This window comes from Billgrantia sulfidoxydans (assembly GCF_017868775.1).
Classification (GTDB): domain Bacteria; phylum Pseudomonadota; class Gammaproteobacteria; order Pseudomonadales; family Halomonadaceae; genus Halomonas; species Halomonas sulfidoxydans.
The window spans coordinates 3,975,881-3,991,594 of sequence record NZ_CP053381.1; the positions used below are offsets into that span (position 1 = coordinate 3,975,881).

Below are 15,714 nucleotides of genomic sequence, written 5' to 3' on the forward strand. Positions count from 1 at the left end.
GGCCGGCAGCGGGAAGGCCCGCCACCAGCCATGGAAGCTTACGCAGCGCGTGAAGCCATGGAAACCAAGGGGTTACTTGAGTTCCACGGTGGCGCCGGCTTCTTCCAGCTTCTTCTTGGCCTCTTCGGCCTCGTCCTTGGACATGGCTTCCTTGATGGTCGCCGGTGCGCCGTCGACGGCACCCTTGGCTTCCTTCAGGCCCAGGCCGGTGATCTCGCGGACGGCCTTGATCACGTTGACCTTCTTGTCGCCGGCGCTGGTCAGCACCAGGTCGAACTCGGTCTGCTCTTCGGCAGCGCCGGCGTCACCGCCAGCAGCCGGGCCGGCCACGACGGCGGCCGCGGCGGAAACGCCGAACTTCTCTTCCATCGCTTCGATCAGCTCGACGACTTCCATCACGGACATGTCGGCGACGGCGTTGATGATGTCTTCTTTGGTCAGTGCCATTTCGATGATTCCTAACTTTGCGGGAGCCTCGGCGCACCGAGTACTCGTCTGTTCAGTGTTCGATTCAGGCAGCAGTAATGAGTTCGCCGATCAGGCGGCCTGTTCCTGCTTCTGGTCGCGCAGGGCGGCCAGCGTACGAACCAGCTTGCCGGCGGATGCCTCCTTCATGACGGACATCAGCTTGGCGATGGCCTCGTCATAGGTCGGCAGGGTCGCCAGACGGTCGATGTCGCTTGCCGGGATCAGCTCGCCTTCGTAGGCCAGCGCCTTGACTTCGAAGTTCTTCTCATCCTTGGCGAAGTCCTTGAACAGGCGGGCGGCTGCGCCCGGATGTTCAGTGGAAAACGCCAGCAGAGTCGGACCGACGAAGCTCTCGTTCAGACACTCCCATTGAGTGCCCGAGAGGGCGCGGCGTGCCAGGGTGTTGCGAACAACACGCAGCTGGACGCCATTCTCGCGCGCCTGCTTACGCAGACCGGTCATCTTCTCGACCGTGACGCCACGAGAATCGGCAACTACGACGGAGAGAGCGCCCTTGGCCGCTTCACTGACCTCGGCAACGATCGCCTTCTTGCCTTCGAGTGCTAGTGGCACAGTGATCACTCCTTCGTGCCGGAACCACCTGGGCTCCGGAGGTTACCATCTCTTCCGTGACGCCGAGCGCCGACGGAAGTCCTGGGTGATGGTGCACACCAGCGTTCTGGCGGCCACACCATCTGCGCAGGCAACCCCAAGGGGAGATTAAGCCGCCCACTCGAGAGAGGGCGGCACCTGCGGTCTTTGACGGCGCCCCTCACGCCCTGCCGGGCAAGACGTTCGGGGACCGCAAAGTTCTTGCAACTGCTTCCGCTCCGCGCCCTTAGACCAGCGCGGAATGGTCGAGGGTCAGGCCCGGGCCCATGGTAGTGGACAGGGTGACCTTCTTGAAGTAGATGCCCTTGGACGTGCTCGGCTTGAGACGCTTGAGATCGGCGACCAGCGCCTCCAGGTTGCCCCGGATGGCGTCGGCATCGAAATCGACCTTGCCCAGCGTGGTGTGGATGATACCGTTCTTGTCGGTACGGAAACGCACCTGGCCGGCCTTGGCGTTCTTCACTGCGGTCGCCACGTCGGGCGTCACGGTGCCGACCTTGGGGTTCGGCATCAGGCCGCGCGGACCGAGGATCTGACCCAACTGGCCGACCACACGCATGGCGTCCGGCGAGGCGATGACCACGTCGAAGTCGAGCTGACCCTTCTTGACCTGCTCGGCCAGGTCATCCATGCCGACGATGTCGGCACCGGCTTCCTTGGCGGCATCGGCGTTGGCACCCTGGGTGAACACGGCGACGCGCACGTCCTTGCCGGTCCCGTTGGGCATCACGGTGGCACCGCGCACCACCTGGTCGGATTTACGCGGATCGACGCCCAGGTTGATGGCGACGTCCAGTGACTCCTTGAACTTGACGGTGGAGAGCTCGGCGAGCAGCGCCACGGCCTCCTCCAGGCTGTACGCCTTGGTGGCATCGACCTTCTCGCGAATCATCTGTGCGCGCTTGGAAAGCTTGGCCATGATCAGAGACCCTCCACGTTCAGGCCCATGCTGCGGGCACTACCGGCAATGGTACGTACCGCGGCGTCGAGGTCGGCAGCCGTCAGGTCCGGCTCCTTGGTCTTGGCGATCTCCTCGAGCTGCTCGCGGGTCACGGTACCGACCTTCTTCTTGTTCGGCTCACCGGAGCCGGACTTGATGCCAGCCGCCTTCTTCAGCAGGACCGCCGCCGGCGGGGTCTTGGTGATGAAGGTGAAGCTGCGGTCGGAATAGACGGTGATGACCACGGGAGTCGGCAGACCCGGCTCGATGTCCTGGGTCGCGGCGTTGAACGCCTTGCAGAACTCCATGATGTTGACACCGTGCTGACCCAGCGCAGGGCCCACGGGGGGACTCGGGTTGGCCTTACCTGCTGCCACCTGCAGCTTGATGTAAGCCTGTACTTTCTTGGCCATGATGGACTCCAGTTGGGTAGTAGCGCCTAGCGGCTCCCCGGGTTAGACGGCCGCCGAAGTGGCCGCACAGCAAATCAGCGGTCGAGAAGCGTCACTCTTTCTCGACCTGGGAAAACTCGAGCTCGACCGGCGTCGCCCTGCCGAAGATCAGCACGCTGACCTGCAGGCGACTCTTGTCGTAATTGACCTCTTCGACCACGCCATTGAAGTCGGCGAAGGGGCCGTCGATGACGCGCACGGACTGCCCCGGCTCGAACATCGTCTTGGGCCGCGGCTTGTCGCTGCCGTCCTTCACCCGGCGCAGGATGGCATCGGCCTCCCGCTGGGTGATCGGCGCCGGCTTCTCCTTGGTGCCGCCAATAAACCCCATGACCCGAGGCGTCTCGTTGACCAGGTGCCAGGTGGCGTCGTCCATCTCCATCTCGACCAGCACGTAGCCGGGATAGAACTTGCGTTCACTCTTACGGCGCTTGCCGTCACGCACCTCGACGACCTCTTCGGTCGGCACCAGGATCTCGCCGAAGCGATCCTCCATGGCATACATCTTCACGCGCTCCTTGAGGGAGCGCATGACATGCTTCTCGAAGCCCGAGTAGGCGTGCACGACGTACCAACGCTTGGACATGAAAACTCCTAACCGATGACGCCGGACATCGCCCAGCTAAGTAGGGTGTCGATCAGCCACAGCATCAGCCCGACGACCAGCACGGCGACCAGCACGATCACGGTCGTCTGCACGGTCTCGGGTCGGGTCGGCCATACCACGCGCTGAATCTCTTTCTTGGCATTCTTGGCCAGCTCGGCGAGATCCCGCCCCCGGGCGGTCGTCAGCGCAACCGCCGCGGCACCCGCACAGAGCACGACGACACCGAGCACACGATAGAGAAGCGCCTGGTCGGCGAAATAGGTATTCCCCACTACCGCCAGCACCACCAGCGTGACGACAACCGCCCACTTGAGCCCGTCGCGGCGCGACTCCTGCACCTCGGCGTTGTGTTTCATGAAAACGAGACTCCTCAGGGTGCGGCAATCGAGTATGTTCGTATGAAGAATGCCAACCTGGGGAAGGTTGGCAGGCCAGGAGGGAATCGAACCCCCAACCTGCGGTTTTGGAGACCGCTGCTCTGCCAATTGAGCTACTGGCCTGTATCTGGTATGCATTACCTCTTGCAGGCAGCATGCACAACAGCGGGCGCCATGATAGCGGATGACTCGCCGACTGGCAACCCTCTCCGACGGACCTTCGCCGCGAAGAAAAGAAAGGCGAGCCTGCGCTCGCCTTTCGAATTGGAGCTCATGGACGGATTTGAACCGTCGACCTCACCCTTACCAAGGGTGTGCTCTACCCCTGAGCTACATGAGCAAAACCTTTGGCTTCACCTGCCCCTAGCAGGAGCAGCACCTGGAGCGGGCAGCGGGAATCGAACCCGCATCATCAGCTTGGAAGGCTGAGGTTCTACCATTGAACTATGCCCGCCTACCCACTCTTTCCCACCCAGAACCACTGCCTGGATCGGCTTATCTGGTGGAGGGGGAAGGATTCGAACCTTCGAAGCTTTCGCGGCAGATTTACAGTCTGCTCCCTTTGGCCACTCGGGAACCCCTCCAGATGGCGGCTCATTCTACCGCCTACCGAAACCATGTCAAGGGCTTATTTTTCAGCCACTTGCCAGGCAGCCGCAGCTTGGCCGCGAGCCCTTGGCCTCGGAACGCGCTGCATTGTGTCAAAGCAACATGGAGAATGCAAGGCCTGCCCGGATTTTTTCCAGCCCCGCCGGGGCAGGCACTCGCGGCGCGCCCGACATGCGACCGGCCCGCTCGGCCGCCGTCAACGGAAAGCAGGCTTCCAGGCCGCCATAGACCATGTCGGGCCAGACCGCATGAGGGGAGTGCACCCCCCGCGCCACCACCCGGGCATCGCCGCCCGTCAGCAACATCGGAAGAGCGACCCCTTCCCGATCGCACACCTCAGCATAGATGCGGTTCACGGCGCTGACGGCTGCCAGGTAGATGCCATGATTCACGGCCTCGACGGTACGTCGGCCGGGCAGCAGAAGCTCCTCCGCCTCGCTATCGGGGTCGATGGCGACGTTACGGGTGCCGAGCTTGAGGCTCTCCTTCATCAAGCGCAGACCCGGCAGGATGTAGCCTCCCAGGTGTCGCCCTCCCGGCAGCACGAAATCGATGGTGATGGCGCTACCACAGTCCACGGCGCAGCAGCCGCCGGCCAATTGGTAGCCGGCCAACACGCCCATCCAGCGATCGACACCCAGCCGATGCGGCTCCTCGTAGCCGTTGACGACACCCAGCGCCTCCGGCACCGAACGCGCCACATGTACGCCGCGCACGCGATTCTGCAGCAGCGCCACGGTCTGCTCCAGCACCGCCTGACGGGCGACGCTGGAGATGCGCACCGCCTCGACCACGTCCAGGTCGGGTATATCGGAGCCAGGCTTCCACTCCTCGCGGGTCCAGACGGCGCCGCGCGAACGGATCTCGCTGCTGTCGGCATCCTTCAATCGCCACTTGGAAAGGGTATTGCCGATGTCCAGATCAAGGATCATGTACGCCCACGCACGCTGATCTCCCCTCCTCCCAGGCGTTCTCGTCGATCACCATGGCGGACCCAGAGATTGCCTGATTCGTCCACGGATTCGGCGGTGGCCAGAAGGCGCTGCTGCCCACGCAGCACCTCGACCTCGCACCCCTGGAAGGCATGGCGCCGGTTCCATTCCGCCTGCCAGGCAGCAAAGCCGGACGACTCGTAGCCTGCCAGCAGCGGCATCAGCTCGTCCAGCAATTCCGCGGCCAGCCGGTTACGAGATAGCGAAGGCACCTGGTCGGCCACCGCGGCGACACGTTGCTCGATGCGCTCACGGAAGCTCGCGGGAAGATCGAAGTTGATCCCCATGCCGACCACAACCTCGCAGGGGCCCGTCGTGTCACCGCTGATCTCGACCAGAATGCCGGCCAGCTTGCCCAGTCGACCCTGGCCGTCCTCGAGCAGCACATCGTTTGGCCACTTCAGCCTGGGGCTCACGCCGTGGCGCTCCAGCACCCTGGCCAGGGCCACGCCCACTGCCAGACTCAACCCTTCCAGCACGGCGATACCGGACTCGAAACGCCAGCCTACCGATAGCATCAGGGCACGCCCCCAAGGAGTCGACCAGACGCGACCGCGGCGACCGCGCCCTGCACTTTGCTGCTCGACCAGGCACACTTCGCCGTGACCCGCGCCTTGGGCAAAGCGCTGACGAATGAATTCGTTGCTTGAAGGCAGCGTCTCCTCGACGAACAGCCTGGCGAGATGTTGACGCCCCCGGCGCGACAGGCCGGCCACGATCATCCCGCCATTCAGCAGCTCCAGCGGCGTGGAGAGCCGGTAGCCCTGTCCCTTGACCGCCTCGAGGGGGATGTCCATCGCCTCGAGCTTCTTCAGTTGCTTCCAGACCGCAGTGCGGGATACACCCAGCCGTACGCCCAACTGCTCGCCGGAGTGGAACTCCCCGTCACTCAGCAGCCGAATGAGGTCGCCAATGGTCATGCCCTGTGCCCTAACCGGGAAAAGATCCATTCTAGCGAACTGCTGCGGTTGCGGAAACGCATTGATCGGTTAAAGAAAAAACCCCGAGCACTGTCGTGCTCGGGGTTTTCGAGAGTGATGCCTGACGAGCCGGGCGGCGCTCCGCAACTCGACTTGTCTCATCCTGAGACGCGCCCTTCGGGCCTGCTAGCGCAGTTTCCGCCTGTTCCCGACAGGCGGGATCCCTGGGCGGCCCCTGAAACGACGAAACCCAGCCTCATTCGAAGCTGGGTTTCTGAAGAGATGCCTGACGATGACCCGGGCGGCGCTCCGCTACTCTCGCATGGGGGTGAGAGCGCCCGGCCCCTAGCGGCACCGCCGCGGGGGCGCTCGAACGCCCCGAGCCGGCGAGGGACCGGTCCGCGAAGCGGCCCCACGAAACGAAGAGCGGGTCTCCCCATGCCCATGAAAAAACCCCAGCCTCTTTCGAAGCTGGGGTTTTGGAATGGATGCCTGACGATGACTCGGGCGGCGCTCCGCTACTCTACGTGGGAGGCCCTTAAACGGCGAAACCCCGACCAGTTGGCCGGGGTTTCTGAAAAGATGCCTGACGATGACCTACTCTCGCATGGGGAGACCCCACACTACCATCGGCGCTGAGCGGTTTCACTGCTGAGTTCGGCATGGGATCAGGTGGTTCCCACTCGCTATGGTCGTCAGGCGAAAACGGTTGGAATCATGCTGCGTGATCGTCTCGCCCGCGCCTACCGGCGCGGTGCGTATCCGTCAATCGTGCGCGATGCGCAGACCCCTTGGGGTTATATGGTCAAGCCTCACGGGCCATTAGTATCGGTTAGCTCAACGCCTTGCAGCGCTTCCACACCCGACCTATCAACCAGCTGGTCTCGCTGGGCCCTTCAGGAGGCTCGAGGCCTCGGGGATGTCTCATCTTGAAGGGGGCTTCCCGCTTAGATGCCTTCAGCGGTTATCCCGTCCGCACGTAGCTACCCGGCAATGCCACTGGCGTGACAACCGGAACACCAGAGGTGCGTCCACTCCGGTCCTCTCGTACTAGGAGCAGCTCTTCTCAAACATCCAACGCCCACGGCAGATAGGGACCGAACTGTCTCACGACGTTCTAAACCCAGCTCGCGTACCACTTTAAATGGCGAACAGCCATACCCTTGGGACCGACTTCAGCCCCAGGATGTGATGAGCCGACATCGAGGTGCCAAACACCGCCGTCGATGTGAACTCTTGGGCGGTATCAGCCTGTTATCCCCGGAGTACCTTTTATCCGTTGAGCGATGGCCCTTCCATACAGAACCACCGGATCACTAGAACCTACTTTCGTACCTGCTCGACGTGTCTGTCTCGCAGTCAAGCACCCTTATGCTCTTGCACTCAATGCACGATTTCCGACCGTGCTGAGGGTACCTTCGTGCTCCTCCGTTACGCTTTGGGAGGAGACCGCCCCAGTCAAACTACCCACCACACACTGTCCTCGATCCGGATCACGGACCTGAGTTAGAACGCCAATGATGCCAGGCTGGTATTTCAAGGTTGGCTCCACCCGAACTGGCGTCCGGGGTTCTTAGCCTCCCAGCTATCCTACACAAGCAACATCAGCGTCCAGTGTGAAGCTATAGTAAAGGTTCACGGGGTCTTTCCGTCTAGCCGCGGGTACACAGCATCTTCACTGCGATTTCAATTTCACTGAGTCTCGGGTGGAGACAGCGTGGCCATCATTACGCCATTCGTGCAGGTCGGAACTTACCCGACAAGGAATTTCGCTACCTTAGGACCGTTATAGTTACGGCCGCCGTTTACCGGGGCTTCGATCAGGAGCTTCGCCCGAGGGCTAACACCATCACTTAACCTTCCGGCACCGGGCAGGCGTCACACCCTATACGTCCGCTTGCGCGTTTGCAGAGTGCTGTGTTTTTAATAAACAGTTGCAGCCACCTGGTATCTTCGACCGCCTCGTGCTCCAGCCGCGAGGGCCTTCACACTAGCGCGGCGTGCCTTCTCCCGAAGTTACGGCACCATTTTGCCTAGTTCCTTCACCCGAGTTCTCTCAAGCGCCTGGGTATTCTCTACCTGACCACCTGTGTCGGTTTGGGGTACGGTCCCACTGTATCTGAAGCTTAGAGGCTTTTCCTGGAAGCGTGGCATCGATGACTTCCACCCCGTGGGGTGTTCGTCTCGCCTCTCGGCCTTGGGATCCCGGATTTGCCTAAGATCCCAGCCTACTGGCTTTCACCAGGACAACCAACGCCTGGCCCACCTAGCCTTCTTCGTCCCCCCATCGCAATACAGTGAGGTACGGGAATATTGACCCGTTTCCCATCGACTACGCCTTTCGGCCTCGCCTTAGGGGCCGACTCACTCTGCTCCGATTAGCGTCGAACAGAAACCCTTGGTCTTCCGGCGGGGGAGTTTTTCACTCCCCTTGTCGTTACTCATGTCAGCATTCGCACTCGTGATACCTCCAGCAGACTTCTCAATCCACCTTCATCGGCTTACACGACGCTCCTCTACCGCTCGTCATTCGACGAACCCGTAGCTTCGGTACCTGGTTTAGCCCCGTTACATCTTCCGCGCAGGCCGACTCGACTAGTGAGCTATTACGCTTTCTTTAAAGGATGGCTGCTTCTAAGCCAACCTCCTAGCTGTCTGAGCCTTCCCACATCGTTTCCCACTTAACCAGGATTTCGGGACCTTAGCTGACGGTCTGGGTTGTTTCCCTTTTCACGACGGACGTTAGCACCCGCCGTGTGTCTCCCATGCTTGCACTCACCGGTATTCGGAGTTTGCCTCGGGTTGGTAAGCCGGGATGGCCCCCTAGCCGAAACAGTGCTCTACCCCCGGTGGTGATACGTGAGGCGCTACCTAAATAGCTTTCGAGGAGAACCAGCTATCTCCGAGCTTGATTAGCCTTTCACTCCGATCCACAAGTCATCCAAATCTTTTTCAACAGATCCTGGTTCGGTCCTCCAGTTGATGTTACTCAACCTTCAACCTGCTCATGGATAGATCGCCCGGTTTCGGGTCTATTCCCAGCGACTGGTCGCCCAGTTAAGACTCGGTTTCCCTACGCCTCCCCTATTCGGTTAAGCTCGCCACTGAAAATAAGTCGCTGACCCATTATACAAAAGGTACGCGGTCACCCCACGAAGGGGCTCCCACTGCTTGTACGCATACGGTTTCAGGATCTATTTCACTCCCCTCTCCGGGGTTCTTTTCGCCTTTCCCTCACGGTACTGGTTCACTATCGGTCAGCCAGGAGTATTTAGCCTTGGAGGATGGTCCCCCCGTCTTCAGTCAAGGTTTCACGTGCCCCGACCTACTCGATTTCACGACACTCAGGTTTCGGCTACGGGACTATCACCCCCTATGGTCGAGCTTCCCAGCTCGTTCGCCTACCAGTCGTGCCGCTTAAGGGCTACTCCCCGTTCGCTCGCCGCTACTGGGGGAATCTCGGTTGATTTCTTTTCCTCGGGGTACTTAGATGTTTCAGTTCCCCCGGTTCGCCTCCCAACACCTATGGATTCAGTGTGGGATACCCAGCTGGTGCTGGGTGGGTTTCCCCATTCGGAAATGCCCGGGTCACAGGTTGTTTGCCACCTCACCGAGCCTTATCGCAGGCTACCACGTCCTTCATCGCCTCTGGCTGCCAAGGCATCCACCGTATGCGCTTAATCGCTTGACCATATAACCCGAAGGGGTCTGGTCTGCGATCACGTACGACAATTGCCGGATACGCTTGAGACGTATCACTTTTGCTTTCCCCTTGCGGGGAAAACTTGTCAGCATGATTCACATTGTTAAAGAGCAGACTGTTCAGAGAACAGTGGAAAGTCTGATGACTTGCCGCTGGTCTCTGCAGATCAAGACTGGCTTGGAGAAATGGTGGAGCCAAGCGGGATCGAAGTCGTGCGCGACCCCGGCGCGACCACCTGACGTGCAAGGCAGGCGCTCTCCCAGCTGAGCTCTTCCGGCCTTTCCGAAGAAAGTGGTGGAGCCAAGCGGGATCGAACCGCTGACCTCCTGCGTGCAAGGCAGGCGCTCTCCCAGCTGAGCTATGGCCCCACTGATCACCGCATTGCAACTGGCGATGAATTTCGTCGGAGACAAGGCGCTTTGGGCCGACGCATAGCTCGCTATGCGAAGTTCAAAGCAACGCCGTATCCGGCGAAATTGGTGGGTCTGGGCAGATTTGAACTGCCGACCTCACCCTTATCAGGGGTGCGCTCTAACCAACTGAGCTACAGACCCGGCTTACAACCACTGGGTCGTCGACCCAAACAGTCTTTGCTCTGGCCGATCAGGTAATTCATTGTGGGCACTTGCCGCGAGGCGTGATACGTCGTTTAAGGAGGTGATCCAGCCGCAGGTTCCCCTACGGCTACCTTGTTACGACTTCACCCCAGTCATGAACCACACCGTGGTGATCGCCCTCCCGAAGGTTAGGCTAACCACTTCTGGTGCAGTCCACTCCCATGGTGTGACGGGCGGTGTGTACAAGGCCCGGGAACGTATTCACCGTGACATTCTGATTCACGATTACTAGCGATTCCGACTTCACGGAGTCGAGTTGCAGACTCCGATCCGGACTGAGATCAGCTTTCTGGGATTGGCTCACTCTCGCAAGTTCGCAACCCTTTGTACTGACCATTGTAGCACGTGTGTAGCCCTACCCGTAAGGGCCATGATGACTTGACGTCGTCCCCACCTTCCTCCGGTTTGTCACCGGCAGTCTCCCTAGAGTTCCCGACCGAATCGCTGGCAAATAGGGACAAGGGTTGCGCTCGTTACGGGACTTAACCCAACATTTCACAACACGAGCTGACGACAGCCATGCAGCACCTGTCTCTGCGTTCCCGAAGGCACCCCTTCGTCTCCGAAGGGTTCGCAGGATGTCAAGGGTAGGTAAGGTTCTTCGCGTTGCATCGAATTAAACCACATGCTCCACCGCTTGTGCGGGCCCCCGTCAATTCATTTGAGTTTTAACCTTGCGGCCGTACTCCCCAGGCGGTCGACTTATCGCGTTAACTGCGCCACAAAGTCCGCGAAGGACCCAACGGCTAGTCGACATCGTTTACGGCGTGGACTACCAGGGTATCTAATCCTGTTTGCTACCCACGCTTTCGCACCTCAGCGTCAGTGTCAGTCCAGAAGGCCGCCTTCGCCACTGGTATTCCTCCCGATCTCTACGCATTTCACCGCTACACCGGGAATTCTACCTTCCTCTCCTGCACTCTAGCCTGACAGTTCCGGATGCCGTTCCCAGGTTGAGCCCGGGGCTTTCACAACCGGCTTATCAAGCCGCCTACGCGCGCTTTACGCCCAGTAATTCCGATTAACGCTCGCACCCTCCGTATTACCGCGGCTGCTGGCACGGAGTTAGCCGGTGCTTCTTCTGTGGGTGATGTCTTTCCTTCCGGGTATTAGCCGGAAGGCGTTCTTCCCCACTGAAAGTGCTTTACAACCCGAGGGCCTTCTTCACACACGCGGCATGGCTGGATCAGGCTTGCGCCCATTGTCCAATATTCCCCACTGCTGCCTCCCGTAGGAGTTCGGGCCGTGTCTCAGTCCCGATGTGGCTGATCATCCTCTCAGACCAGCTACGGATCGTCGCCTTGGTGAGCCGTTACCTCACCAACCAGCTAATCCGACATAGGCTCATCCGATAGCGCAAGGCCCGAAGGTCCCCTGCTTTCTCCCGTAGGACGTATGCGGTATTAGCCTGGGTTTCCCCAGGTTATCCCCCACTACCGGGCAGATTCCTATGCATTACTCACCCGTCCGCCGCTCGCCACCAGGGAGCAAGCTCCCCGTGCTGCCGCTCGACTTGCATGTGTTAGGCCTGCCGCCAGCGTTCAATCTGAGCCATGATCAAACTCTTCAGTTTCAAATCATTGCGGTTCTTGCTCGCCCCTTCCCGAAGAAACGGACGAAAGCGAACCAAACTCGGCTCAAGGTCAAAGCTTCTCAAAAGACCCGAAGGTCTCGACGAGTCGCTTGCCTTGAAATGGTGTGACTTCTCACCACCTCATCGACAAGCGCCCACATGAATTACCTGATCGATTGTTAAAGAGCAGCTCGCTTGCTGTCGTGGCCGTCGATCCCGTGACCGAGGGGCCTCGCCAGCGCCCTGCGAGGAAGGCGTATTCTACTGAAGCGTCGGAGTTTGTCAACTCTCTTCGAGGCCGTCACCGAGGTGATCCTGACCGCGAAGACCCGCCTGAGCCGGCGACCGCAAGCCCGCTTGCGGACTTGCCTTCGAGTGGGGCGCATTCTACCGAATCCACCGTGGGCGTCAAGCGCGAATCTTGCGAAGCGAGTCGAAAAACTCAAAGCATGACAACCACTTATCACTCTTCCCACCGCTGGCCACGTTGCCCGTCGCCGGCAGCGGATGCGTACTTTACGGTTTTCCCTGCGTCCCTGCAAGAGCCGTTTGTAAAAAAATTTCACGACGATGACGGAGCGATGGCGCCACCTGGGCGAGCGGACTATCCACAGCCGCTCGGCGTCGAGGGGTTGTGGATGGTTTTGCGTGAGCGGCGGAGACGACGACGCCCGCACGGGGCGGGCGCTGGCGTCTTACCGCAGGCTCAGCCCTCCGGAGGCGCATGCCTCATCTTGCGCATGATGGCCAGGGTCGGCCCCGAAGCGACGTAGGCACCGAACAGCAGCAGCAGCATGACGGAGGGTTCGACCGAGATCACCACAAAGCCGAGCACGATGGCTAGCAGCACCACGAAGGGCACCGGCCCCTTGAGGTCGATGTCCTTGAAGCTGTAGTAGCGAATATTGCTGACCATGAGCACCCCCGCTGCCGCCACGACGAACATCATCAGCAGCTTGAAGCCGAAGGCTTCGGCATCGAAGCTGTGGAAGGTCCAGACGCTGGCCGCCACGAAGGCTGCGGCAGAAGGGCTCGGCAAGCCGATAAACCACTTCTTGTCGACGCTGCCGATCTGCACGTTGAAGCGCGCCAGGCGCAGCGCCGCACAGGCGACATAAAGAAAAGCCACGACCCAGCCGGTCTTGCCGATGTCCTGGAGAATCCAGGTGAAAGCCACCAACGCCGGGGCCACGCCGAAGGAGAGCATGTCGGACAAGCTGTCGTACTCGGCACCGAAGGCGCTCTGGGTATTGGTCAAGCGAGCCACGCGGCCATCGAGGCCATCGAGTACCATGGCAATGAAGATCGCCACCGCTGCCGCGGTGAAGTCGCCGTTGATGCCTGCCACTACCGAGAAGAAGCCGGCGAACAGCGCCGACGTGGTAAAGAGGTTGGGCAGCAGGTAGATCCCTCTGCGCCGGACCTTCTTGCCATCCTCGATCGATTCCTCAACCACTTCCGTCTCCCGCACGAAGGCAGCGGCCAGATCCTCCTCGTCCGACCGCTCGTCCTTGCTAGTGGCAGGATCTGCCTGGGCGCCATCACGATGGATGTCGTGTTCGGTATTGCGGGAATCCTGACTCATTCGTCTCATCCGTTGCCAGAATGGGGCCACTCGTAGGTGTTGCCTTCATTCTACACGGTGATGCCGAAGCGAAAAGCGCAGTAGCTATCAACCAGATACGACCAGGGCGCGGAAATCCGCGCCCTGGCCTTCAACGGAACGAGTCCAATGACTCAGTTCTTGCTCTTGTCGACCAGCTGGTTGGCGGCGATCCACGGCATCATGCCGCGCAGTTTGGCGCCGACCTGCTCGATCTCGTGTTCGGCGTTCAGACGCCGGCGCGCCGTCATTGACGGGTAGTTGGAACCGCCTTCCTGGATGAACATCTTGGCGTATTCACCGGTCTGGATGCGCTTGAGCGCATTGCGCATGGCCTGGCGGGACTGCTCGTTGATCACCTCGGGGCCGGTCACGTACTCGCCATACTCCGCGTTGTTGGAGATGGAGTAGTTCATGTTGGCGATACCGCCTTCATACATCAGGTCGACGATCAGCTTGAGCTCGTGCAGGCACTCGAAGTAGGCCATTTCAGGGGCGTAGCCGGCTTCGGTCAGGGTCTCGAAGCCGGCCTTGACCAGCTCCACGGCGCCGCCGCACAGCACGGCCTGCTCGCCGAACAGGTCGGTCTCGGTCTCGTCCTTGAAGGTGGTCTCGATGATGCCGCTGCGGCCGCCGCCGATGGCTGCGGCATAGGAGAGCGCAAGCTCCTTGGCCTTGCCGGAGGCATCCTGGTGGATGGCGATCAGGTCGGGAATGCCGCCGCCCTTGACGAACTCGGAGCGCACGGTGTGGCCCGGCGCCTTGGGGGCGACCATGATCACGTCGAGGTCCTTACGCGGCTCGATCTGGTTGTAGTGGATATTGAAGCCGTGAGCAAAGGCCAAGGTGGCGCCTTGCTTGAGGTTCGGCTCGACCTGGTTCTCGTAGATCGCCTTCTGATTTTCGTCCGGCGCCAGGATCATGACCAGGTCCGCGGACTGACACGCCTCTTCGACGGAAGCGACCTTGAGACCAGCCCCTTCGGCCTTGGCCGCAGAAGAGGAGCCCGAGCGCAGGGCGACGGTGACGTCGACGCCGGATTCCTTGAGATTGTTGGCATGGGCGTGGCCCTGCGAGCCATAACCCACGATGGTGACCTTCTTGCCCTGGATGAGGGAGAGGTCGCAGTCCTTGTCGTAATAGACACGCATGGCATTGCTCCTGAAAGCGAAGTGTGAGGTTTCGATTGATGTCAGCGTTGATGGCCACCCGCGCCGTCTGTCGCGGCACTGGGAGTCGGCTCATTCGATGGCACAACCTTAGCGCCACGCGCTCGTTGCGTAAAACGCGATATTTGCAACATTACGTCCCGCATCATGCAATAATGACGCAATGGATATGCGCCCCCTCAAGCAGTTCCTCGCCCTCGCCGATACGCTGCACTTCGGACGCGCCAGCGAGCTGTGCCACGTCAGCCCCTCGACGCTCTCCCGCACCATCCGCCAGTTGGAAGAGAGCCTGGACGCGCCGCTGTTCGTGCGCGATAACCGCCATGTCGCCCTGACCCGCCAGGGCCGGCAGTTCCACGAGTACGCTCGCGAGGCCCTCGCGCAGTGGGAGCGACTGCAGCACGACCTCAGCAGCGCATCGGGAGAACTCGCCGGGGAGATCAGCATCTATTGCTCGGTCACGGCCAGCTACAGCTTTCTCTACGACCTGCTCAGCGATTTCCGCCTGCGCCACCCGCGCATCGAGCTCAAGCTTCACACCGGCGACCCGGCAGAAGCGATGAACCGCGTGCTCGCCGGCGAAGAGGACATGGCCATCACGCCGCGCCCCCGTAGCGCTCCCGGCGCCCTGGCCTTCAAGTCGCTGACCCGCTCGCCGCTGGTTTTCATCGCTCCCGTGGAGCAGGCAAATTGGGTTCCCGCCACCCCGGAATCGCCCTCCGTCGAGCAGTGGCAGGGGGTGCCCATGATCCTGTCCGAGGCGGGTCTGTCGCGGGATTACGCCAATACCTGGTTTCGCGCCCTGGGGGTGTCGCCCACCATCTACGCCCAAGTGGCGGGGCACGAGGCGATCGTCAGCATGGTGGGCCTGGGCTTCGGCATTGGCGTGGTACCGAAGATCGTGCTCGACAACAGCCCCTTGGCGGAGCGTGTGCGGGTACTGCCGGTCAAGCCCGAGCTGCCCTACTACGATGTCGGCCTTTGCGTGCTCAACCGTCAGCTCAAGAGCCCGCTGATCCAGGCGCTGTGGGAAACGGTCACCGAACGCTAGCGACGAAAAAAGCCGCCCCTC

Annotated in this window: 11 protein-coding genes, 7 tRNA genes and 3 rRNA genes; 1 reads left to right on the forward strand and 20 read right to left on the reverse strand. The window is 60.8% G+C overall.

Translation table 11 applies throughout. The features are described 5' to 3' along the window. Positions 1-72: 72 nt before the first annotated feature. From rplL to ilvC, 20 genes are all read right to left on the reverse strand, one after another. Positions 73-447, reverse strand: a complete 375-nt coding sequence (rplL, locus tag HNO51_RS18385; RefSeq protein ID WP_111413331.1) for a 50S ribosomal protein L7/L12 — start codon at positions 445-447, stop codon at positions 73-75. Between the two features lie 90 nt (positions 448-537). Then, positions 538-1,041 carry a 50S ribosomal protein L10 gene (gene rplJ, locus HNO51_RS18390; protein WP_111413330.1) on the reverse strand — a complete coding sequence of 168 codons (504 nt, stop codon included), beginning with the start codon at positions 1,039-1,041 and terminating at the stop codon, positions 538-540. Positions 1,042-1,306: 265 nt separating this feature from the next. Beyond that, on the reverse strand, positions 1,307-1,999 hold the full coding sequence (gene rplA / locus HNO51_RS18395; RefSeq protein WP_197448639.1) for a 50S ribosomal protein L1: 693 nt from the start codon (positions 1,997-1,999) through the stop codon (positions 1,307-1,309). 2 nt (positions 2,000-2,001) lie between these two features. Then, a complete protein-coding gene (gene rplK / locus HNO51_RS18400) occupies positions 2,002-2,433 on the reverse strand; it encodes a 50S ribosomal protein L11 (RefSeq protein WP_071943762.1) in 432 nt (143 codons plus the stop codon). Between the two features lie 91 nt (positions 2,434-2,524). Continuing rightward, the gene (nusG, locus tag HNO51_RS18405; RefSeq protein ID WP_197448640.1) at positions 2,525-3,058 is read right to left on the reverse strand and encodes a transcription termination/antitermination protein NusG; all 534 of its coding nucleotides are present in this window, start codon (positions 3,056-3,058) and stop codon (positions 2,525-2,527) included. Positions 3,059-3,066: 8 nt separating this feature from the next. Continuing rightward, positions 3,067-3,435, reverse strand: a complete 369-nt coding sequence (gene secE / locus HNO51_RS18410; protein WP_197448641.1) for a preprotein translocase subunit SecE — start codon at positions 3,433-3,435, stop codon at positions 3,067-3,069. Between the two features lie 68 nt (positions 3,436-3,503). Next, positions 3,504-3,579: transfer RNA gene (locus tag HNO51_RS18415), tRNA-Trp, on the reverse strand. Between the two features lie 142 nt (positions 3,580-3,721). Further along, positions 3,722-3,796: transfer RNA gene (locus HNO51_RS18420), tRNA-Thr, on the reverse strand. A 40-nt stretch (positions 3,797-3,836) separates the two neighbouring features. Beyond that, positions 3,837-3,910: transfer RNA gene (locus HNO51_RS18425), tRNA-Gly, on the reverse strand. A 46-nt stretch (positions 3,911-3,956) separates the two neighbouring features. Continuing rightward, a tRNA-Tyr gene (locus HNO51_RS18430) sits at positions 3,957-4,040 on the reverse strand. A 117-nt stretch (positions 4,041-4,157) separates the two neighbouring features. After that, complete coding sequence (locus HNO51_RS18435) at positions 4,158-4,997, reverse strand: type III pantothenate kinase (protein ID WP_197448642.1); 840 nt, start codon at positions 4,995-4,997, stop codon at positions 4,158-4,160. Continuing rightward, positions 4,994-5,977 carry a biotin--[acetyl-CoA-carboxylase] ligase gene (locus tag HNO51_RS18440; RefSeq protein WP_197448643.1) on the reverse strand — a complete coding sequence of 328 codons (984 nt, stop codon included), beginning with the start codon at positions 5,975-5,977 and terminating at the stop codon, positions 4,994-4,996. Before HNO51_RS18440 ends, HNO51_RS18435 begins: the two co-directional genes overlap by 4 nt. A 584-nt stretch (positions 5,978-6,561) precedes the next feature. Continuing rightward, positions 6,562-6,677 (reverse strand): 5S ribosomal RNA (gene rrf / locus HNO51_RS18445). 101 nt (positions 6,678-6,778) lie between these two features. Then, positions 6,779-9,668 (reverse strand): 23S ribosomal RNA (locus HNO51_RS18450). Between the two features lie 198 nt (positions 9,669-9,866). Continuing rightward, positions 9,867-9,955: transfer RNA gene (locus HNO51_RS18455), tRNA-Ala, on the reverse strand. Between the two features lie 17 nt (positions 9,956-9,972). Then, a tRNA-Ala gene (locus tag HNO51_RS18460) sits at positions 9,973-10,048 on the reverse strand. A 109-nt stretch (positions 10,049-10,157) separates the two neighbouring features. Further along, positions 10,158-10,234, reverse strand: a tRNA-Ile gene (locus HNO51_RS18465). 96 nt (positions 10,235-10,330) lie between these two features. Next, a 16S ribosomal RNA gene (locus HNO51_RS18470) occupies positions 10,331-11,870 on the reverse strand. The 16S, 23S and 5S rRNA genes sit together here with 3 tRNA genes alongside, the layout of an rRNA operon. Positions 11,871-12,576: 706 nt before the next feature. Next, positions 12,577-13,455: a CDP-diacylglycerol--serine O-phosphatidyltransferase gene (gene pssA, locus HNO51_RS18475; RefSeq protein ID WP_197448644.1), complete on the reverse strand. Its 879-nt coding sequence runs from the start codon at positions 13,453-13,455 to the stop codon at positions 12,577-12,579. Between the two features lie 152 nt (positions 13,456-13,607). Continuing rightward, positions 13,608-14,624 (reverse strand): ketol-acid reductoisomerase, encoded by a 1,017-nt coding sequence (ilvC, locus tag HNO51_RS18480; protein WP_197448645.1) that lies wholly within the window; start codon positions 14,622-14,624, stop codon positions 13,608-13,610. A 181-nt stretch (positions 14,625-14,805) separates the two neighbouring features. Here ilvC and ilvY point away from each other — a divergent pair, with 181 nt between their 5' ends. Beyond that, positions 14,806-15,693 carry an HTH-type transcriptional activator IlvY gene (ilvY, locus tag HNO51_RS18485; protein WP_197448646.1) on the forward strand — a complete coding sequence of 296 codons (888 nt, stop codon included), beginning with the start codon at positions 14,806-14,808 and terminating at the stop codon, positions 15,691-15,693. The last annotated feature ends 21 nt before the right edge of the window (positions 15,694-15,714 follow it).